The 20,488-nt window shown below is 44.2% G+C and carries 20 protein-coding genes; 14 read left to right on the top strand and 6 right to left on the bottom strand.

Going from position 1 to position 20,488, the window contains the following annotated elements:
• Positions 1-85: 85 nt before the first annotated feature.
• Positions 86-505: an Rrf2 family transcriptional regulator gene (locus tag NST40_RS24425; protein WP_036677599.1), complete on the top strand. Its 420-nt coding sequence runs from the start codon at positions 86-88 to the stop codon at positions 503-505.
• A gap of 198 nt (positions 506-703) precedes the next feature.
• On the opposite strand, the gene NST40_RS24420 is transcribed toward NST40_RS24425, so the two are convergent.
• Genes NST40_RS24420 through NST40_RS24410 form a run of 3 tightly spaced genes read right to left on the bottom strand, consistent with a single transcriptional unit; the run spans position 704 to position 2,289 of the window.
• Complete coding sequence (locus NST40_RS24420; protein WP_342410079.1) at positions 704-1,159, bottom strand: GNAT family N-acetyltransferase; 456 nt, start codon at positions 1,157-1,159, stop codon at positions 704-706.
• 42 nt (positions 1,160-1,201) lie between these two features.
• Positions 1,202-1,846, bottom strand: coding sequence for a YitT family protein (locus NST40_RS24415; RefSeq protein ID WP_341003626.1), 645 nt, complete (start codon positions 1,844-1,846; stop codon positions 1,202-1,204).
• Entirely contained in the window at positions 1,843-2,289 is a 447-nt protein-coding gene (locus NST40_RS24410; protein WP_076129675.1) for a GNAT family N-acetyltransferase, read from the bottom strand. Before NST40_RS24410 ends, NST40_RS24415 begins: the two co-directional genes overlap by 4 nt.
• A gap of 128 nt (positions 2,290-2,417) precedes the next feature.
• On the opposite strand from NST40_RS24410, the gene NST40_RS24405 reads away from it, so the two are divergent.
• Entirely contained in the window at positions 2,418-2,870 is a 453-nt protein-coding gene (locus NST40_RS24405) for a MarR family transcriptional regulator (protein ID WP_076218488.1), read from the top strand.
• 165 nt (positions 2,871-3,035) lie between these two features.
• On the opposite strand, the gene NST40_RS24400 is transcribed toward NST40_RS24405, so the two are convergent.
• Positions 3,036-3,479, bottom strand: a complete 444-nt coding sequence (locus tag NST40_RS24400; protein WP_076179371.1) for a carboxymuconolactone decarboxylase family protein — start codon at positions 3,477-3,479, stop codon at positions 3,036-3,038.
• A 271-nt stretch (positions 3,480-3,750) separates the two neighbouring features.
• Between NST40_RS24400 and NST40_RS24395 the strand changes: the two genes are divergently transcribed.
• The 3 genes from NST40_RS24395 (at position 3,751) to NST40_RS24385 (ending at position 6,615) form a co-directional block, all read left to right on the top strand.
• On the top strand, positions 3,751-4,125 hold the full coding sequence (locus NST40_RS24395) for a hypothetical protein (protein WP_076129677.1): 375 nt from the start codon (positions 3,751-3,753) through the stop codon (positions 4,123-4,125).
• A 158-nt stretch (positions 4,126-4,283) separates the two neighbouring features.
• On the top strand, positions 4,284-5,492 hold the full coding sequence (locus tag NST40_RS24390) for a glycosyltransferase (RefSeq protein ID WP_076185497.1): 1,209 nt from the start codon (positions 4,284-4,286) through the stop codon (positions 5,490-5,492).
• A gap of 22 nt (positions 5,493-5,514) precedes the next feature.
• A complete protein-coding gene (locus NST40_RS24385) occupies positions 5,515-6,615 on the top strand; it encodes a glycosyltransferase family 4 protein (protein WP_341003624.1) in 1,101 nt (366 codons plus the stop codon).
• Between the two features lie 249 nt (positions 6,616-6,864).
• On the opposite strand, the gene NST40_RS24380 is transcribed toward NST40_RS24385, so the two are convergent.
• Positions 6,865-7,533 carry an SOS response-associated peptidase gene (locus NST40_RS24380; RefSeq protein WP_076129680.1) on the bottom strand — a complete coding sequence of 223 codons (669 nt, stop codon included), beginning with the start codon at positions 7,531-7,533 and terminating at the stop codon, positions 6,865-6,867.
• Positions 7,534-7,689: 156 nt separating this feature from the next.
• Between NST40_RS24380 and NST40_RS24375 the strand changes: the two genes are divergently transcribed.
• The 6 genes from NST40_RS24375 (at position 7,690) to leuS (ending at position 14,478) form a co-directional block, all read left to right on the top strand.
• The gene (locus NST40_RS24375; protein WP_076129681.1) at positions 7,690-8,145 is read left to right on the top strand and encodes a DUF523 domain-containing protein; all 456 of its coding nucleotides are present in this window, start codon (positions 7,690-7,692) and stop codon (positions 8,143-8,145) included.
• Positions 8,146-8,273: 128 nt separating this feature from the next.
• On the top strand, positions 8,274-9,425 hold the full coding sequence (locus tag NST40_RS24370) for a cysteine desulfurase family protein (RefSeq protein ID WP_341004308.1): 1,152 nt from the start codon (positions 8,274-8,276) through the stop codon (positions 9,423-9,425).
• Positions 9,426-9,517: 92 nt separating this feature from the next.
• Complete coding sequence (locus tag NST40_RS24365) at positions 9,518-10,039, top strand: PRC-barrel domain-containing protein (protein WP_036677560.1); 522 nt, start codon at positions 9,518-9,520, stop codon at positions 10,037-10,039.
• Positions 10,040-10,053: 14 nt separating this feature from the next.
• Positions 10,054-10,263 (top strand): hypothetical protein, encoded by a 210-nt coding sequence (locus tag NST40_RS24360; RefSeq protein WP_036677557.1) that lies wholly within the window; start codon positions 10,054-10,056, stop codon positions 10,261-10,263.
• 179 nt (positions 10,264-10,442) lie between these two features.
• Positions 10,443-11,510, top strand: a complete 1,068-nt coding sequence (locus NST40_RS24355) for an AI-2E family transporter (RefSeq protein ID WP_342410078.1) — start codon at positions 10,443-10,445, stop codon at positions 11,508-11,510.
• A gap of 517 nt (positions 11,511-12,027) precedes the next feature.
• Entirely contained in the window at positions 12,028-14,478 is a 2,451-nt protein-coding gene (gene leuS, locus NST40_RS24350) for a leucine--tRNA ligase (protein ID WP_076277227.1), read from the top strand.
• A gap of 61 nt (positions 14,479-14,539) precedes the next feature.
• Here the strand turns inward: leuS and comER are convergent, their stop codons facing one another.
• Complete coding sequence (gene comER, locus NST40_RS24345) at positions 14,540-15,391, bottom strand: late competence protein ComER (RefSeq protein WP_342410077.1); 852 nt, start codon at positions 15,389-15,391, stop codon at positions 14,540-14,542.
• Between the two features lie 187 nt (positions 15,392-15,578).
• Here comER and NST40_RS24340 point away from each other — a divergent pair, with 187 nt between their 5' ends.
• The 3 genes from NST40_RS24340 (at position 15,579) to NST40_RS24330 (ending at position 19,702) form a co-directional block, all read left to right on the top strand.
• Complete coding sequence (locus tag NST40_RS24340; protein WP_342410076.1) at positions 15,579-16,280, top strand: ComEA family DNA-binding protein; 702 nt, start codon at positions 15,579-15,581, stop codon at positions 16,278-16,280.
• A 113-nt stretch (positions 16,281-16,393) separates the two neighbouring features.
• A complete protein-coding gene (locus NST40_RS24335) occupies positions 16,394-16,912 on the top strand; it encodes a dCMP deaminase family protein (protein ID WP_076137388.1) in 519 nt (172 codons plus the stop codon).
• Between the two features lie 114 nt (positions 16,913-17,026).
• The gene (locus tag NST40_RS24330) at positions 17,027-19,702 is read left to right on the top strand and encodes a ComEC/Rec2 family competence protein (protein ID WP_342410075.1); all 2,676 of its coding nucleotides are present in this window, start codon (positions 17,027-17,029) and stop codon (positions 19,700-19,702) included.
• The last annotated feature ends 786 nt before the right edge of the window (positions 19,703-20,488 follow it).

Genomic DNA, 20,488 nt, shown 5'->3' with positions numbered 1-20,488 from the left:
TCGGAATACCTTGATATGACAATCAAAAGACTTGCCGAATCAATAGTATACAATAATCAGACATTAAACTGAAAGAGGTGCCCCTTTGAAAATATCAACCAAAGGTCGTTACGGACTAACAATTATGATGGAGCTTGCACTGAAATTTGGTGAAGGACCAACTTCACTTAAGAGTATCGCTGAGAAAAATGGTCTTTCCGAGCATTATCTGGAGCAACTAATTGCTCCTCTGCGCAATGCAGGACTTGTAAAAAGTATTCGTGGAGCATATGGCGGATACATTTTGTCGCGTGAGGCGAATGCTATCACTGCCGGTGATATCATCCGTGTGCTGGAGGGTCCTATCTCTCCTGTAGACTTCACGGAAGAGGACGATGCAGCGAAACGGGATTTATGGTTGCGTATTCGCGACAGTATTGCCGATGTGCTGGATTCCACAACACTTTATGATTTGATTAACTACAAAGAAGAGAGTTTGGCTGACAATTACATGTTTTACATTTAAGATTTGGAAATACATTCCAAAAAAATAATGTGTCAACCTTAGGCTCCCATTTGGGAGTCTTTTTTTATCTTTTATTATCTGTGATTCTATTTGTTCTTACGTTTATTAAGGAGCGCAATCCAGCAGCAAAAGGCTCCGATGAACGCTGCGAGAATCGGTATCCATTGATTAGTAGTCAAGTTAGCACCTCTACAGTACTTATAATTCTTTCGTCATAAAAACACTATAGGGGTCTTCAATGTAATCTGCAAACGGACTACAGTATTCAAACCCATATTGTTCATATAGTTTTCTAGCCGCTTCGAACCCTTCAGTGGATCCGGTTTCCAAGCTCAGCCGCCGATAGCCTTGTTGCTTAGCTTCTTTAATAATATGGGCAAGCATTTTAGATGCAATGCCCTTCCTAAGATGCTTGGTAGAAGTACGCATGGATTTGATTTCACCATGATGGCTACCCAAGTCTTTAAGAGCACCGCAACCTAAGATTTCGCCCTGCTCCCAGGCACTCCAGAAGGTGATTTCTGGTGTTTTTAATTTATCTAAATTCAACGCATGTACACTCTCTGGGGGAGATTGCTCAAACATGCTCTGAAGATGTTCACTGATCAATGCTATGATTTCGGTTCCGGTTAAGTTATCGATTCTAATCTCCAAATTATTCACTCCCAATGATAAGATTATGGTTTGTTGTATATATCAAGTTTCTTTAGCGGAGTTCGCTATTATATGTTGTAGCAATCGGTCCAAGGCTTTCTGTGTAAGTGGCATAAAGTAATTAAGAATTAATCCGCCTAAACAAATGGTAAGTAGAGTGCCAATCCCAATAGGCCCATTGAAAATAATGGCGGCAAATAAGAAAACAAGATAAATGATTGTTCTAGTAAATAGTATACTAAGCCTAGTTATCGTTTGCAGTACTAATGTTAGCCGGTCCACTGGAATCGGTGCGAAATTTGCGTATAAATAAATGGATGTACCTAATCCAATTGCGATTAAGCCTAAACCATAAAAAGCAATTTTACTGATCCACAGATTAGGCTCGATCAGATTATTAAACAAAAAAAGCCACATATCAATACCTAAGCCTGCTATGAATGCAGTTACCAGCCCTAATAATTCTGGTCTTTGCTTGGATAAACATGAATTACATCCAATCAATAGGCATGCGATCAGCACTTCCCAACTGCCTACTGTAAGACCGACATTTTTGGATAGACCCACTAAAAGTGCATCAAAAGGTGACGCTCCAAGGTCAGAGATTATTGTTAGTGAAACGCCTAGGGTTAAGATGAAAATCCCGCAAGTGAAAATGGAAAACGTAGTTACACTAAACTTCTTCATTCTTTTGAAGCAGAAAGATCTTTAGTCATTAAAAGATGAGGGATGCCATCCTCCATAAATTCAGTAGATGAAGCCCGATAACCAAGTTTCTTATAGAAGCCCTCCGCCTGAGTTTGCCCGTGCAATTTAACCTTTTGATGTCCCTTTTCCACCACGATCTCTTCTAATGCAGAAATGATTTTTTTCCCAATTCCAAATTTACGATAAGGTTCTAGGATGCAAATACGCTCTAACTTACCTATACCATCAAGAACGCGGATCCTTCCTGTGGCAACTGGTTGCCCATCATAATAGGCCAGGACATGTTCACATTCTCCATTCAGTGTATCGAATTCATCAAATTCATCATTAAGGGGAACGCCTTGTTCCTCAACAAATACTTTTTTTCTGATTGAAAATGCAGCTTCAAGTTCCTCGATTAGTGTAATTCTTTTAAGATTCATTCTTGCTTACTCCATTCTGTATTTGTTTTTTTTAGGAAAAACGTCATAATGAATTAACGACAATTATAAGTATATATACAATCAATATTGTTGTAAATACAACATTATTGGAACTGGTAGGTGATTGAATGAAAGAGATCCTTCGTGAAGTTGGAATGATAGCGAGGGCATTAGATTCCATAAGTAATATAGAGTTCAAGGAATTAGAGCTTACAAAGGGGCAGTATTTATATCTGGTCCGGATATATGAGAATCCGGGCATTATTCAAGAAAAGCTGTCGGAAATGATAAAGGTGGACCGAACAACAGCAGCACGTGCGATTCAGAAGCTTGAAATCCAAGGTTTTATTGAAAAGAAAGACGATGAAACGAACAAAAAAATAAAAAGGTTATTCACAACTGAAAAAGGCAAACAAGCCTACTCTTTTCTGAAGAGAGAAGGGGACCATACCGACTTGGTTGCGTTAGCAGAATTATCTGAAAAAGAAACGGAAGTCTTGTTTCAACTTTTGCAAAGAGTTAGGAAAAATGTTGAGGTTGAGTGGGAATACGTAAAGAAGGGAAATAAAAGAGAGTACTAAAATCAGCAATTGTTATTGAACTAACCCAACACGATTGCATAAAAAAATGCCTTGCTAGTGATATACTGGCAGGGCATTTTAATAAGATGATTCATATATCAACGGAGCCGTGGAACGTACGGAGCGGAGAAAAAAAGAACACCCTAAGGAGTTCTTTGGGGGTAATTATTGTGCTGCGGGGGTATTTCCCATTGCAATAGAAATTCTGTTCCAACTGTTGATTTGATTAATAATCAGCACAAGATCAACATATTGTTTCTCATCGTAATGTTCACGTACTTGTTTATATAGCTCATCCGGAACTCTTTTGGAAGGGATCAGCGTAATATGCTCAGCTAGTTCTAGAGCAACCTTCTCTTCAGGTGTATAAAAAGTACATTCCTCCCAAACATTTAAACAATAAATTCGTTGTTCGGTTTCACCCATTTTACGAGCTTCGGATGTATGCATATCTATGCAGAAAGCACATCCGTTAATTTGAGAAACTCTGATTTTGATAAGTTCTCTTGTAGTCCGATTAATCGTAGATTTTTTGGTGTACATCTCCATATCCATCATGATTTTCATACCCTCAGGTGCAACTTCATTGTAAGCGACTCTTTGACTCATTAGGCAAGACTCCTTAGGCTTTAGTTTAGGAATAGTATAACTTTATTTTAACACTATTATTCTTTATATGCGAACATTTGTACTTATTTTTGTTTATAAGAAGGCAGAAATCACCCGCCGACATATCCTCAAAGCGGAACGGAAATGATATCAATATAATCTTCTACCTGTCTAATTGGCTGTTATTCCACGAGTTTCCCCTTCCTCTTGCCTCACAACTATCGGCTTCCTGGTGAATAAGTTGATAGAAACCAAAAGGAGGAGTGAGGAAATGCCTTATACAACAGGTCTTATTACAAATACAAGAGCAACTGGTACTGCAGCAAGTAATGTAGTAGTCAGTGTTCGTAACACAAGTAATGCGAGTGCAATGATGATCGTCGAAGTTTTTGGTGTTCCATATTCGATGCCAGCTCTTACTCCGCTTTATGTCACAGGGTATTACGTTCCTGCAAAGAGTTCTGATATTAGAGAGTTTTTCATTGGGGGCAATTTGGCTTACGAGGTACAAATTAGTAGTCCTTTTCCTTTGGCAGAAGTAGTTACCTCCGTGTATGGGCTGGACGAGTTCGGAAATCTAGTTACTGATCAGCGAGTGCTTCAATCTGAATTGACGCAGATTACGGCATTATCTATCCCTATATAATAGTAACGTTTAGACCATTAAGCAGCAGTCGCTGAAAGAAATAGGGCGATTGCTGCTTTTTTAGGCGCAATAAAGTATTTTAGGGGCATTCACACAATCATATGAGAGGAATCAAAATATACTGATTTTATACTCCAATGTAGAGAGAGGTAAAAATCATGGCGGATGTAGGAGTAGTTATGCCTGTGTATACCCAAAAGCCGGAGTTTCTGCGGCAAGCTCTGCAGTCTGTTCTACACCAATCTTTTACCAATTTTCGGCTGGTTGTTGTGATCGATGGAGCACCAGATATGGAACCGCTCGTGAGATCCATTATTGTCGAAGATCCGAGGGTAACGGTTATCTCTTACGCACAGAACAGGGGTATAGCACATGCACTGAATACTGGCTTTGATCTTTTGTTTAGTGAGCCCAGTATTCAATATTTGAGTTGGGTTTCCAGCGACAATGTTTATGAACCCCGTTTCCTCGAAATCCTTCGGGGGGCGCTAGTTAGAGGTCCACAGGAGTTAGGCATCGTGTTCAGTTCTTTTCAAAGCATCGATAACGAGGGAAAGTTTCTTCACAACGAACATCAATTGGCTACGCAGCGTAATTATCAGTCACAGCCCAAAGAGAGATTGCTGGATTATTCGCTCATTGGCGTATCTTTTATGTACAAAACACAGATTGCGAAGCTTGTTGGAGCCTATGGAATGGAACCGGTGGAAGATTATGATTACTGGCTGAGACTGGCTGAACATTGTGAGATTCGCTTTATACCGGTGGAACTGGTGAATTATCGTGTGGATTCTACCTTTAGTGTATCTGCCCAGTTACATTCGGTTGAAAATCATCGTAGATGGAGATATGCCTATCATTTGACCCGCCATCAGGCGCGGTTTCGCAGAGGAATTCCGGCGATGATTACCGTTTTATATCCTGTAGTGAATGCTTGTGCGGATGAAATAACGAGGATAGAGAATCTGTACGAACAAACGTATAGCAATTATGAATGCCGGGTGCTGGATTTATCAACTACACGTCAGCCATCAGCTCTATTGGAAACCATACCTCATCCTGCGACAGCGTTCGCTTGGCTGCCTGGGGCTGTGGAGTCACACGCGATTTGCAGTGCTATTGAGCAGCTATCCACCCCATTTACGATAGTTTTAGGTCCAAAGGTTTTTATAGGAGCGCTCGATATTGAGTACATGCTGGAAGCTTTGATTACTACGGGTGGGGATACGATTTCCAACTACTACACGGATGATCATAGCTTGATTGGATTTCGACACAGACATGTCCCCTCGACCAAAAGCCACTATTATAATGAGCTGTTTCGCAGCGCAGATTTGTATGATTTGTTGAAGACCTCTTTTACCTAAAATAATTTGCGAATGAGTGATCATGATGAAGATTTTGTTCACTTTTTATAACCCGAGTGGTGGTATGCAAACTCTGAACCGAGTTCGCTGCCAAGCGTTATATGCTCGCGGTGTAGAGTGCCATTTACTGTATACACACCATGGAAAAGGACAGCAGAATATCCGTAACATTCAAACGCATATTACCAATAGTGATGACGAGATCAGGGCAATGCTTGCTCGTGAAGCTTTTGACTTAATTGTAGTGTGTACGGATATTAACTTAGCAGAGCGGATTCGGGGGTTTGGGTATAAAGGGCCGCTTGTTTTTGAAGTGCAGGGTTTAGGTACCTTAGATGAAGCTGAGCAGGTCGTTAATAATTTTACAGAGCGCATTTACAGGCTCACCGATGCACTGCTGTATCCGGAAACAACCCATTTGCAGGCGCTTTTCAAAGGCGGATTTCCAACCATTCCACAATATTGTTTTGATGATCCGATCGATTGCGATCAGTTTGGATATACCAATTATCCCGTGAAAAGTTTCCCTATCCTCGGTTGGGTAGGACGCATTCAAACGAATAAGAATTGGCGGGAATTTCTGCAAATCGGGCAAAGGCTGCTGACGATCCATCCCGAGCTTTATTTATGGATTTTTCAGGATGATACGTTGTTTGATCCAGAGCAAAAAGAAAGCTTTGATCAATTTGTAGCTGAGACAGGGATTTCTTCACGATTAATTTCGTATTCCAATATTCCTCATGAGCAAATGGCAGATTATATGAGCATTATTGGTGATTCGGGAGGTTTGCTCCTTTCGACCTCGATTTTGGAAGGATTTGGATACGCGGTTGCTGAGGCGATGTTGTGCCGTTGTCCTGTACTTACTACAGATTCAGACGGCGTTCGAAGACTCGTCATTAACAATCACACTGGAAAAATATACACGAGAGGGCAGCTGGATGAAGCTGTGAATGCTGCTCTATCCTTAATGGATGATCCGGCACTGCGGGCCAGAATCAGGATGAATGGAGAATGGCATATCCGGACTAACCTGTCCTCCGAGCTGTATGCAGACAGATTTCTACAGATGTATCATCAATTGATGGGACGTAGAATTCAAATTGAGCGGCGCTGGTCTTAACTCTGCGGTTAATCTGCAGGGTTAAGATGTTTTTTCATGGATTAACAACGAGGTCAGAATTAGTGTCAATAAAAGGGTGACAATCATTCCCACCATTTGAATAATATTGTTATAGGGATCAGGGAGAGTGACATAAGAAAAGATAACCTCTTTTAATATAAAGAACAAAATTCTAAATAAACTCAGAAATACTAACCCTGCTACGATCCACTTTTTTAAATGTGTTTTATAAATATGACTTCCTCCTGTCTATATCTCATTGATTAATTCCTTCGTATTATTCCGGACATTTCCCACTGCAGTGGAAACCGGATAGGCTCTCATTTGATGCTGATCATAGGGTTTAAGAAGCTTTATTAACGAAGTTGCGTCCTGATTGCTCCGGCTTAGCCATTCAGGCTCATCCTCAGGCTTCAAAATAACTGGCATACGGTTGTGGATTTCAGCCATAAGTTCATTTGGGGTAGTCGTTATAATCGTGCAGGTACTTAATTTATTACCTTCAGGGTCCATCCAAATATCATACAATCCGGCCATTGAAAAAATACCCCCATCGCGCATCACGATTCGCATGGGCTGTTTACTGCTGCCCTGTGCCTTCCATTCATAGAAACCATCAGAAGGGATGATGCAGCGGCGGGAGCTTACTAATCGCTTGAAAGAAGGCTTCTCAAGGAGTGACTCTGCCCGGGCATTGATCATTTTACTGCCGATTTTATCATCTTTGGCCCAAGAAGGAACCAGACCCCAGCGCAGTTCCCCAAGTTTATTGCTGGACCCTGTGTTAATGACTGCCGGAATTTGCTGCATGGGTGCTGCGTTATATGTTGGAGCATAGTGGATAATGGTAGAATCATTGGCAAAATATCTGACCATTAGCTCTTCCATGGTGACTGTTATTGTATATCGTCCGCACATTTTATACACTTCCCATTCGGTCGTTTTTGAGGCTAGATTTGTTTACAGCTTGTAATCAGCATGTTATGCTCGAAATATTTCTTAGCTTGAACGGCTGTTGAGGGTTGTATCTTATTATAAACGAAGCACAATGAATGAAGAAAGCGGTGCATATAGGTGATTTTGGTAAGCTCTTGTTTAGCTGGCATGAAGGTAAGATATAATGGTACGGATTGTTTGGATGAGAAAATTCAGAAGCTATTGAATGAGAATCAGGCTATTGCTGTGTGTCCGGAATTATTAGGGGGATTCTCTACGCCTAGAGAGCCAGCTGAAATTGTCGGCGGGGATGGTGAGGATGTGCTTGCAGGAACGGCAAAAGTAGTGGACCGGTCGGGAACAGATGTAACAGAACTATATTTAAAAGGGGCCTATATTACACTTGAAAAAGCTCAAGAGGTTTCAGCCACGATGGTAGTCCTCAAGGAAAACAGTCCTTCTTGCGGCAGCACCATGATTTATAACGGAGAGTTCAAAGGGAAGAAGATCGCTGGCAACGGCGTGACTGCGGCTTTACTTAGAAAAAACGGCATAGAAGTTACCTCTGAAGAGAATTGGCTGTCATTATCCTAGCCTATATAGGGAATTGATTACAATATTGTGTTCTTTAGTTTGTGGAAAACTAACTTCTCGCGCGGTATAATTTAATAGTTCTTAAAAACGAACTATTGTCCTATACCCTAGAAGTGGAGAAATGAATGATGAAAACCATCTATTTGGACCACGCCGCATCAACTCCGGTTCATCCCGAGGTGGCCAAGGTCATGCTGAATATAATGACAGAACAATATGGAAATGCGTCCAGTGTACATCAGTTCGGACGTTCAGCCAAGAAAATATTAAATGGGGCGCGCGATACTATCGCCGCCTTTTTAGGCTGCTCGCCGGAAGAGTGGGTGTTCACTGGCGGCGGAACCGAAAGCGACAATCTAGCCCTCTATGGAGCTGTCGCTGCTGTTGCCCAGAAAGGCAATCATATTATCACCTCTGCGATAGAGCATCATGCGGTGCTACATACCTGCGAAGAGCTGGAGAAGGAAGGCTTTAAGGTTACTTATCTTCCTGTGGATTCTACAGGCCGAGTATCCGTTGCAGACGTAGAAGCAGCGGTGCAGGAAGACACGGTGCTAATCAGTGTAATGTATGCCAATAATGAGGTAGGAACCGTTCAGCCGATTCGGGAAATTGGCCAGCTTGCCAGAGAGCGGGGAATTCTGTTCCATGTTGATGCTGTACAAGCTCTTGGTGCCTTACCGATCACACTGCGGGAGCTTCCGGTAGATTACATGAGCTTTACAGCTCACAAAATCAATGGACCTGGGGGGATCGGTGGCCTTTATGTGCGGAGTGGAGCACCGCTGCATCCAAGACTCCACGGTGGCCTTCAGGAGCGCGGCAGACGAGCCGGAACAGAAAATCTAGCAGGTACTGCTGGATTTGCCAAGGCTGTTGAGATAGCAGTTACAGGTCTATCAGAACGTCGACAAAAAGTGCAGCTCCTGCGCAATAGACTACTTGAAGAGCTGGATACGCTGATTGGCCGGGAAAGTTATTCGATTAACGGCAATACCGAGCATTTTTTGCCAAGTATACTGAATTTGAGCTTCCCGGGAGCTAGAACAGATGTTATGCTGATGAACCTGGATATGGACGGGATTGCGGCGGCAAGCGGTTCAGCCTGCACGTCAGGATCACTGGAAATATCCCATGTTCTGAGAGCAATGGAGCTTCCAGAAAATATTTTAGGGTCCGCGATTCGATTTAGCATGGGTTTGGGTAATACTACTGAAGAAATTGAGTACGTTGCTCGAAAAGTTGAAACCATTCTGAATCGGCTGCGTATCAGAGACTAGTTACTTCTAGGCTATGATAGGTATCCCGATCATTCGGGCTTTCACTTTTTGAGAACTCGTAATTACACTCAAAGTGAGGAGACCGAGCAGCCATGAAACTTCAAGATCTGATCGGCTTGGCTGTATATGAAGTTGAAGAGGGTAACGCAATCGGCAAAATTGTCGATATTTTGCTCGATTCAAACTGGAATATTACGGGTATTGAACTGGAAAGCAAATCTTTTTTTGGTGGCCATGTGAAATTTGTGGCATGGGAAGATATTGTGGCCTACGGCGAGGATGCTGTCATGATTCGTAGTAAAGAGTCGATTGATAAGATAGATGCCGATCATATACCTTGTACTTTTCTACTTGGAAAGAACAAACTTAAGGATTTAAAAGTGCTAACTACAACTGGAACTATACTCGGACGAATATCTGATGTTTATTTTGACCAAAAGTTGGGAAACACAATAGGAGCGCTGGAAATTAGTGACGGGCTTGTCACTGATTTGATCGAAGGCCGCAAATGGCTGCCTTGTTCTGACGAGATGTCCATTGGTGAGAATGCATTAATGGTTCCTGCGATGAGCGAAGAACGGCTACAAAAAGCCATTAATATTGTTAACGGATAGGTGGAATGTATTATATGAAGTGTCCAAACTGCAACTCTAAAGATATCGGAAAGATCGGTTCCCACCAGTTTTATTGCTGGGGCTGTTTCATCGAATTGACGGTAAATGGCGAGAAAATGTCGGTTTATCAAGTTGAAGAAGACGGCACACTAAGCTCACTGGACGACCTGTTCTCCGGGGATGATATGACTCAGGATTTCCCGCAAATTCATGCGTCGTCTTAACTATGAATCTTGCTTTGTAAGCAAGACTGCTCTATGTACTTAAGCGTCAATTTCCTTTCAGCTGAAATCAGTTGCAAGGTTATTGACGCTTTTTTGTGTGTTTGATGGTTATTTTGCTGCGGCCATACATATACTTATTTACGAAGCTAGTCCAGGCTCTACCGCAGGAGGGTACTCTCATGGAACAATGGTCCCAAAGTAAATGGTTCCGCTGGATGATCGGAGTGCTGCTATCCCTGATCATTTTGTATTTTGTTTGGTTGCTTCGCCCGATGCTGCAGGGGATTTTTGTATTCTTAAAGGCAATCCTTGCTCCATTTTTGGCAGCTATGATTATTTCCTATGTGCTGAATCCCGTGGTTAGTATGCTGGCCGGACGGAAGATGCCGCGTAGCGTAGCTGTTCTACTTATATATGCAGTGTTTCTAACAGCGATTACCGTGATCGCCATCAACCTTATCCCGATGTTTATTGAGCAGCTTGAAGAGTTAAATGAACACCTGCCTGAGATCACACTGCAAGCCCAAGGCCTGATGAGCCATATGAATACAAGGCTAATACCACCTGGGGTTGAAATGGGGATGAACAACTGGTTTTTTCAACTGGAGAATCGTCTGGCCAAAGGGATTTCGCATTTTCTCGATAACATAGGGACAACGATTAATTTGCTGTTCAATGCTTTTATCGTGCCGTTTCTGGTGTTCTATATTCTGAAGGATTTTGATGTATTTGAACGGACGGTGGTCTCTTGTCTGCCCCGCGCACGCCGCAAGTCTATTGTTACTTTGTTAAAAGATATTGATGCCGCGCTCGGCAATTATATTCGCGGACAATTTCTGGTCTGCATCATTATAGGTGTGCTCGCCTATATCGGCTATGCTATCGTCGGAATGCCTTATGCCTTACTGTTCGCCAGTGTGGTGGCAGTATTTAATATTGTTCCGTATATGGGTCCTTTTCTAGGGGCTGCACCTGCTATTGTGATGGCTTCGACCGTCTCTTTTCGATTAGTTCTACTGGTTGCTGTGGTAAACACTTTATGCCAAATTGTGGAGAGCAATATTATTTCTCCACAGGTAGTAGGCAGGACGCTACATTTGCATCCGCTGCTTATTATCTTTGCATTGCTGGTAGGTGGTGAGCTGGCAGGGATGATTGGACTGATCCTTGCTGTACCGTTCTTTGCAGCTGCAAAAGTCGTTATTCAACACTTTATGGCGTTTTTAATCAAACGAAAGCCTGTATAAAGGGATAATCATTGACTATTGATAACAGTTTTGTATATAATGTTGGGGAATATTACTGATGACTCAGTATATAGTTGTTCGATGATGAGGAGTATTAATTCTATACCGTTATTGCAGAGAGCCGGCACTAAGGTGCGAGTCGGTTAACGGAACAGAGTGAACTCACCTCGGAGTAACGGTGCAAGTTTACAGGATATCCATAAGAGATAATGGATGTCATGAATGAACCGCCGTCGCCTCACCCCCGCTAAAGGGTGCAAAGTGAGTGGCAGAATAAAGTATATTCAGCCGCTAACTAGGGTGGTACCACGGGAATTATAACCTCTCGTCCCTAGCGATAATACGCTAGGGATGGGAGGTTTTTTTGTAAATATAAGAGAGTATACGTTTCACGCAATACTTCATGTCTTATATTTCCCGCATAAATGCTTACTGTCCTTATAAAGACAACGAGGGCGTATATGCTTGGTTAAGAAATAAGAAATCTAAGAAGTAACACTCCAAGGAGGAGCAGACAATGAGCGACAATCAAACAAATAGCATACCCGCTACTGGATACCGGGCGCAGGCTATTGAGCCGAAATGGCAAAAATTCTGGGATGAGAACAAAAGCTTTAAGACAGGAGAAGATCCTGAAAAACCCAATTTTTATGCACTGGATATGTTTCCGTATCCGTCAGGTGCAGGACTGCACGTAGGTCATCCAGAAGGTTACACAGCGACGGATATCGTTTCTCGCTACAAACGGATGCGCGGTTTCAACGTTTTGCATCCGATGGGCTGGGATGCTTTTGGACTTCCGGCAGAGCAGTATGCGATGGATACCGGCCAGCATCCACGTGATTTTACCGATAAGAACATCGATAATTTCCGCCGTCAGATCAAATCGCTGGGTTTCTCCTACGATTGGGACCGCGAGATCAGTACGACAGATCCGGATTATTATAAATGGACACAATGGATTTTTATCCAGTTGTATAACAAAGGCCTGGCTTATGTAGCAGAAGTACCTGTTAACTGGTGTGAGGCACTGGGTACGGTACTTGCCAACGAAGAGGTTATCGATGGTAAAAGTGAGCGTGGAGGTCACCCTGTCGTGCGCAAACCGATGCGTCAATGGATTCTGAGAATTACAGAGTACGCTGAGCGTTTGCTGGAGGATCTGGAAGAGCTGGATTGGTCCGAAAGCATCAAGGATATGCAGCGCAACTGGATCGGGAAATCAACAGGTGCAGAAGTGAACTTTAACATTGAAGGTCACGAAGCTAACCTGACCGTGTTTACTACACGTCCAGATACACTGTTCGGGGCAAGTTACTGCGTATTGGCACCAGAGCATGAGCTTGTTGATGTGATTACAACTGAAGCACAGCGTGCTGCTGTGGCAGAATATCGTGAAAAAGCTTCTCGTAAGAGCGATCTGGAGCGTACGGATTTGGCGAAAGAGAAGAGCGGTGTCTTCACAGGCGCATATGCAATTAATCCTGTGAATGGTGCGAAGGTGCCAATCTGGATTGCAGATTATGTGCTTGCTGGTTACGGAACGGGAGCAATTATGGCAGTTCCGGGTCACGATACTCGCGACTGGGAATTTGCTAAACAATTCGGTCTGAATATCGTGGAAGTCGTTCAAGGCGGTAACGTTGAAGAAGAGGTTTATTCCGGAGATGGTCCGCATGTCAATTCTGATTTCCTGAATGGACTCAAGAATGAAGAAGCGATTGCTAAGATGATTGCTTGGTTGGAAGAGAAGGGCGTAGGTAAAGGCAAAGTAACCTATCGTCTGCGTGACTGGCTGTTCAGCCGTCAACGCTACTGGGGAGAGCCCATTCCAATTCTGCATTTGGAAGACGGCACAATGAAGACTGTTCCGGTTGATCAGCTGCCGCTGGTACTGCCAGATGTAGAGGCAATCAAACCTTCGGGTACAGGGGAATCTCCACTTGCTAATGTAACAGAGTGGGTGGAAACTATCGATCCTGAGACTGGCATGAAGGCTCGCCGCGAGACGAACACCATGCCGCAATGGGCGGGCAGCTGCTGGTATTACCTGCGTTATATTGATCCGAAAAACGATCAAGAGCTTTGCTCCCCTGAGAAGCAAAAAGCATGGCTTCCAGTAGATCTGTATATTGGTGGAGCGGAACATGCCGTGCTTCACTTGCTCTATGCACGTTTCTGGCACAAGGTGCTTTATGATCTCGGCGTAGTTGAAACAAAAGAACCTTTCCATAAGCTGGTTAACCAAGGTATGATTCTTGGAAATAATAATGAAAAAATGAGTAAATCACGCGGAAATGTCATCAACCCTGATGAGATTGTGGAAGCATTTGGTGCAGATACGCTGCGTGTGTATGAAATGTTTATGGGCCCTCTGGAAGCAACCAAACCTTGGAATGAAAAGGGTGTAGAAGGAGTTCACCGTTTCTTGTCCCGTGTATGGCGCCTGTTCGTGAGTGAAGATGGTAAGCTGAGCACCAAAATCACAGCAGACGGTGGCACTGACGAGTTCAAACGCACTTGGCACAAGACCATTAAGAAGGTCACTGATGATTTCGAGCATCTGCGTTTCAATACCTCAATTAGCCAATTGATGATTTTTATTAACGATGCTTATAAGCAAGAAACTTTGTCCCAAGAAGCTGCTGAACACTTCGTACAAATGTTGTCACCACTGGCGCCTCACATCGCTGAAGAGCTGTGGCAGCTGCTCGGTCACGAAGGAAGTATCAGCTACGTGGCTTGGCCAACGTATGATGAAGCATGGACGGTGGATGCTGAGGTTGAAATCGTTATTCAGGTAAATGGTAAAATCGTACAACGCGCGTTGATCCCTCAGGATATGGGTCAAGAAGAGATGCAAGCTCATGCGTTGTCACTCCCGAATGTGAGTGCAGCAGTAGAAGGTAAAACCGTACGCAAGATCATTGCGGTTCCTGGCAAGCTTGTAAATATCGTAGTGGGTTAAGCGAAGAACGCAATATTGCCCGCAGCAACGGAGAATTCCGTGCTGCGGGTTTTATTGTTTTCTAACGGTCTACGGGACTTTGAATAATACCGTCATGCCCAAATAACGCATCCAGCTTGGTAACATCCTCATCGTATTTATCATGGGTAGTCATGATGAGACGTTCGAATACGCCCTCAAGGCTAATGCGAAGATGGTTCAGTGCCTCTGCGGTAATCCCACCACGGACAGCTACACGTTCTTGAAGCTCTTGCGGGGTGAATTCTCCTTCTGTTAGCAGCTTGCCTGTTCCAAGCAGCATTTCACCTGCAAGCCGGCTGACTAACGTCTCTTCAATCCCGGTAACTTCCACCGCAGCTTCAATCCAGCGTTCAATGAAATAGCTCAAGAACGCAGGTCCGCAGCTGGAGAAATCAGAAGCGATTCGGGTATGGGCCTCTTGAATTTCCAAAGGAACACCTATGAAAGACAACAGCTGCAGCAGCACGAGCCTGTCTTCTTTATTAAGCCTGCTGCCAAATATGCACAGTGATGTCCCACTTTTGACACAGTGTGTAATGCTGGGGATGATCTTGGCTATTTTGGACGGCAAAGCGGATTCCAGATGTTGCAATTGAACGGGACTTGTAATGGATACGACGATTTGATCGCTGCGGAGATAAGGGCCGATCTCATCTGTTAAGGTTTTGAATTCCAGCGGTTTTACACATAAAAAAACAATGTCACTTCCAGTCGCTGTTTCACTATTGCTTCCGCATAAGTTTATGCCGGGATGACGATCTTCTAGCTCCAGCAGTTTATTCAGACTGCGGTTGCTGGCGAGTACATCGCACGGATTCAGGGCTCCGGAAGAAAGAAAGGCGTCAATCAGCAGGCTGCCCATGCTGCCTGTTCCGATAAATCCAACTTTCACCTGTGGTTCCTCCTTTCTAGCGTTGCTTATTCACTAACTGACATGAATGCTCTTCGTTATATGTATGCAGGATAGACTTGGACAGATGACAGGTTTTGTATGAATTATTAAAGGAGTTTCCAGCCGCAGGAATGTATGAAGATTCACAAAAAGGCATAAGAAGAATTTTTGTGAGGAGGAAAGTAATATGAATAAAGGAAGTATCGTACTCGGAGTGGCTGCTGCTGTAATAGGAAGTGGGCTTTTATGGGCGGCAGGGAGCAAGGGCGATTCCGGGATTGCCGGGTGGGAGACTTTGAATGTTGGTATGGAGCAAGCGGTTGGAATCGCTGAGTCTGGTTCCGCTCCAGCTGCTGGGGGCAGTGAGGGAGGTCATCAGACGAAGGGAAATAAGCTACATTTGGAGAAAGATGCAGGGCAGGCTGAAGCTGCTGGGAATGCTGAAAAAGGTGAGAAGGTTAAGGAGGTAGCGCAAGCAGAACAAGCTGACCAAACTTCGGCAGCTGAAAAAGCTTCGACAGCAGTTGCGGGGGAGAGAGCAGAAGGAGCGGGCCAAACGCCAATGGCAGAAGGCCAAGCACCAGCAGGGGCAGAAGTTCAAACGCCAAACATTGCAGGGAAGCAAACGCCAGCAGGGGATAAAGTTGTTGCGGCTAAGGAGACGACTGAGCTTTCCATATCAGCAGCTTCACAGGAAGGTAAAGTAAATGTGAATACTGCGGGTGTTAAGGAGCTGATGGATCTTCCGGGCATCGGAGAAAAGAAGGCTCAGGCAATTATGGATTACCGCAACCGTGCAGGGACCTTTCGCAGCCTGTCTGATCTGGGGAAGGTAAAGGGGATAGGACCTAAAATGCTGGAGAAGTTAAAAGCTTTAGTAATATTTTGAAGATAAATAAGAAATGAAGATCGTTGGAAGTGCCACAACCGTTGTCCTAGTGAAAACTTGCGGGGATGTGCTACAATAGTTAACAACTATTTAGAAGGATATGGAGATTGATTATGACTACTGCCTATCGTAAAGACTGGGATACTTATTTCATGGACATTGCCTGTATGGTCTCAACTCGTTCACGCTGCTCACGACGACATGTAGGTGCTGTACTGGTGCAAGGCAAGAAGCTGCTTGGTACCGCGTACAACGGGGCGCCAATGGGCGTACCTGATTGCTCAGAGGCAGGTTGTATGCTCTCGGAGCAATATGAGATGGAGATCGTGGATGGCGTAGAGACTATGGTGAAGAAACAGCGCTGCATTCGCACGATTCATGCCGAACAGAATCTTTTGCTATTCACAGACCGGATTGACCGGGAAGGCAGTACCGTCTACGTGACGGATGAGCCTTGCTGGACCTGTGCAAATATGCTGGCTAATAGCGGTATTGTGGAGATTGTGTATTATCGTCCTTACCGTAAGGATATGGAAAAGGTAGAAGCAATGATGGCTGCCAAAGGCATCGTATTTCGCCAATTGGAGAATTATGAGCCGCCAAGTGAAACGATGATTAAAGTAGCGGAGTAGCTGTATTGTACAACCCTAATTGAATAAGATGGCTTGAGGAAGAACCTCTCGTGCGCTTTTATGGCGTATGCAGAGGTTCTTTTTTTTATCTTGCGAAAGGAGGAGAATGGAGGCTTGAAGGAGAGACCCTTATTAGGTTTTACAGTGTGTTGGTTGGCTGGAAGTGTAGCAGCGTGTTTATTCTCAGGGATTAGCTTATGGTTGGCGTGGGCTGGATTACTATTTTTACTGGTTAGTATGAGAGTTTGGGTGAACATAAGCTGGAAACAGCTGGCGATATTTTGTTTGGCGATTAGTTTATCCGCTGGATATTGGGAATGGAATGAAGGCCGTAATTTAAGTCACCTGCCTGAAGCGCTAGGGAGATTATTGTCGGAGTTGAATGAGACTGCCGTGGAGGCTAAGGGGACGATAGTTTCCGTTGTGGAACGGGACGGGGACCGGGTTGATTTCACGATGAAGCTCTCAGAGTTATCGTTGATTACTGAGGAAGATGCCGCTTCACCTGATCCGCGGGATGAACAAGATAAAAGAGTGCATGGGGAGTTAATTATGGTGCAGATCAAACTACTTGCCGAGCAAGAAATCGCTATTGCTGCGGAGTGGCGTAGAGGGGATCAGGTGTCGCTAAACGGTGTACTTGAAGAGCCAGCAACAGCGCGGAATTACGGAGGGTTTGATTATCGGGCCTATTTGCATACGCAGAAGATTCACTGGCTTCTAAAGAGTCAAGGTGCAGAAAATGTGCAAGCAACTGCTCCAGATTCATGGAATCCGTTAATGATCTTACGCTGGAATGATAAAGCGCGGGCAGTTCTTGGAGCGGAGACGGATCGGCTGTTTCAAGCGCGCCACTCTGGATATATGAAGGGTTTGGTGATTGGGATGCAGGATGATCTCGATCCGGATACCTTTAAGCAGTTCTCACAACTTGGTTTGACACATATCCTCGCCATTTCAGGTATGCATGTTGCGGTGTATGTTGGTGTTCTTTTATTTATATTCAGGCGCTTACGGATGACAAAAGAAACCACGCTAACAGTCACCTTAGTGCTCGTTCCTGTATACGTCCTGTTGACAGGTGCGGGTCCGTCTATCGTGCGTGCGGGATTAATGAGTATGATTGCATTGCTCGCTGCACGAGTTGGCATGCTGAAGGATGGACTGAATATTTTGGCTGCAGCGGCACTGGTTATGCTGATTTGGAATCCTTACATGCTGCTCAGTGTCAGTTTCCAGTTGTCGTTTCTGGTGACCTTAGGATTAATGGTCTACGTTCCGCTTATGGACCCTCTGCTGAGCGCACTGCCACGCTGGCTTAAAAGTGCCGTCTCTGTGACTCTAGTTGCCCAGTTAGTCTCATTTCCATTGACGATTTATTATTTTAATCAATTTTCTCTGCTGTCTTTAGTGGCTAATCTGGTTTTTGTGCCCTTTATTACTTTTATCGTATTGCCGTTAGGAACGCTTGCGCTACTGCTTGGACGATTGTGGGGAGATGCCGCGATTTTTTTGGCACATATTACGGAGCTGCTGAATAACGTTACTTTTTATGCGGTTGAATGGATTAATGGTTTTGCTGGCGGAGTTCTGATTTGGCGCTCGCCTTCACTGTTGTGGATCGGAGTGTATTATGTCTTATTGTATGGGCTGTTGTATGCTGCCAAGCTAAGAGTAGAAGCCCGCGCAACACCTCAGTATATGGAGGATGAGACGAGGCCGTTAGCTGAGATTGGTTTATCTGTGAACAAGCACGGCGGGTTTGGGGGAACGGGGAGCGCACAGTATTTTTTGGATGAACCTAAGATTGTACGTTGGAGCGGAGCGATTGTTCTACTATCTGCGGTTGGACTGGGCCTAATGCTGTACAAGGGTTATCAGTCAGAACGTCAGGCGGTTAAAGGGACGATTAGTTACCTGGATATCGGGCAAGGCGACAGTATCCTCATCACTACACCAAAAGGAGCTCATATTCTTGTAGATGGTGGAGGAACGTTAAATTTTGAGCAAAAAGAAGAATGGCGCATTCGCCGCAGCCCGTTCGAGGTAGGGGCTAAAGTGTTGGTGCCTTTGCTTAAAAAACGTGGGATCCACCGTCTGGACGCGATTATTTTGACTCATGGGGATCAGGATCATGCCGGGGGACTCCAAGCCGTTATGGAGGCGATTCCGGTTTCGGCACTGCTTTTTAATGGCACACTCGCTGACTGTGAATCTTATATGGAGATGATGCGGACTGCGCTGGAGAACAATGTTCAACTGTATGCCGTACATCAGGGAATGAGGCTTTCCCCGGATGATAAGACGGAGCTGTCCTTTTTATGGCCGGAAGAACAAGATAGAGAGGGAGCAGCGTCAGGTTCTTCTATGCTGAATAGCATCCCACTGCTGGAGGATCAGAACCACGATTCTGTAGTTTTTCGTCTAGAGATGAACGGAAGAAATTTTCTGTTTACCGGAGATATGGATCTGGAAGCCGAGGAGGAGATTGTGCAGCAAGCCCTGCAAAAGGGCATTAACGCAGGACCTGCCATTGACGTTTTAAAAGTAGCTCACCATGGGAGCAAAACTTCAACAGGCGAGTCTTGGCTGCAGTTTTGGCACCCAGCCGCTGCTGTAATTTCTGCAGGAGTAAATAATCTATATGGTCATCCGAAAGCTGAGGTATTGGAACGTTTGGAAGCTAATCAAGCTGCTATTTTTAGAACGGATCGGCAGGGGGAGATTCAGATGCGTGTGCGGGCCGACGGGATTATTGTGCGTCATAAGTTGGCGGAGGGAGCGGATTAGGGAGGTAGTCGAGTAATGTGATTGAGCGCTGGGTGGTGTATGTTAATTTTCGCAGACTCTATAAAGCCCCTTTAAAGTCCCTTTAAGGCCCCTTTAAAGCTCCTTTCGTGGTCTTTTACACCACTATAAAATCTAAAACCTTGTTTAGTTGCACTTTGTGCAATAGATCGTAATTTAAAGTAGCTGGTTCTTTATTTAGTTGCACTTTGTACACTTAAAATCTGGAAAAATGCCTATTTTCTAATTTTGAGCAGAAATAGTTGCATGTAGTGCAACTAAATCACTTTATGAGCTGGAAAGATCTTTTTTAGTTGCACAAAGTGCAACTAAACGCTCCATATGAACATATCAAAGCACCTCAGTTACATATTATCGTTGTAGCGATACTAACTTTCACATAAGTTCCTGTTACTTGCTGATGATCCCAGTCCATTTGTTCTAGCACCAGCTGCTCTAAGTATGTAACTGTTGTCCCTGTCTAGCACCAGCTGCTCTAATAATGTAACTGTTGTCCTGTCTAGTACCTGCTGCTCTAACGCAGTAGCTACTGTCCCTGTTCTAGCACCAACTACTCTAATACTGTAACTGTTGTCCTGTCTAGCACCAGCTGCTCTAATACTATAACTGTTGTCCCTCTCTAGCACCTACTGCTCTAACGCAGTAGCTCCAGTAGCCGTCGTCCTCCTCCAGTAATTATTACACGGGCATGCACAATTTATGTAAACGCTTTATAATAGAGATAGAAGATTCTGGTAAACTCTATGCCTACTTAAACTATGTTGCAAA

The organism is Paenibacillus sp. FSL R10-2778, from assembly GCF_038593035.1.
Lineage (GTDB): Bacteria > Bacillota > Bacilli > Paenibacillales > Paenibacillaceae > Paenibacillus_AQ > Paenibacillus_AQ odorifer.
Note: the sequence above shows the minus strand (reverse complement) of the source record. Positions and strands in the feature narration are given on the sequence as shown.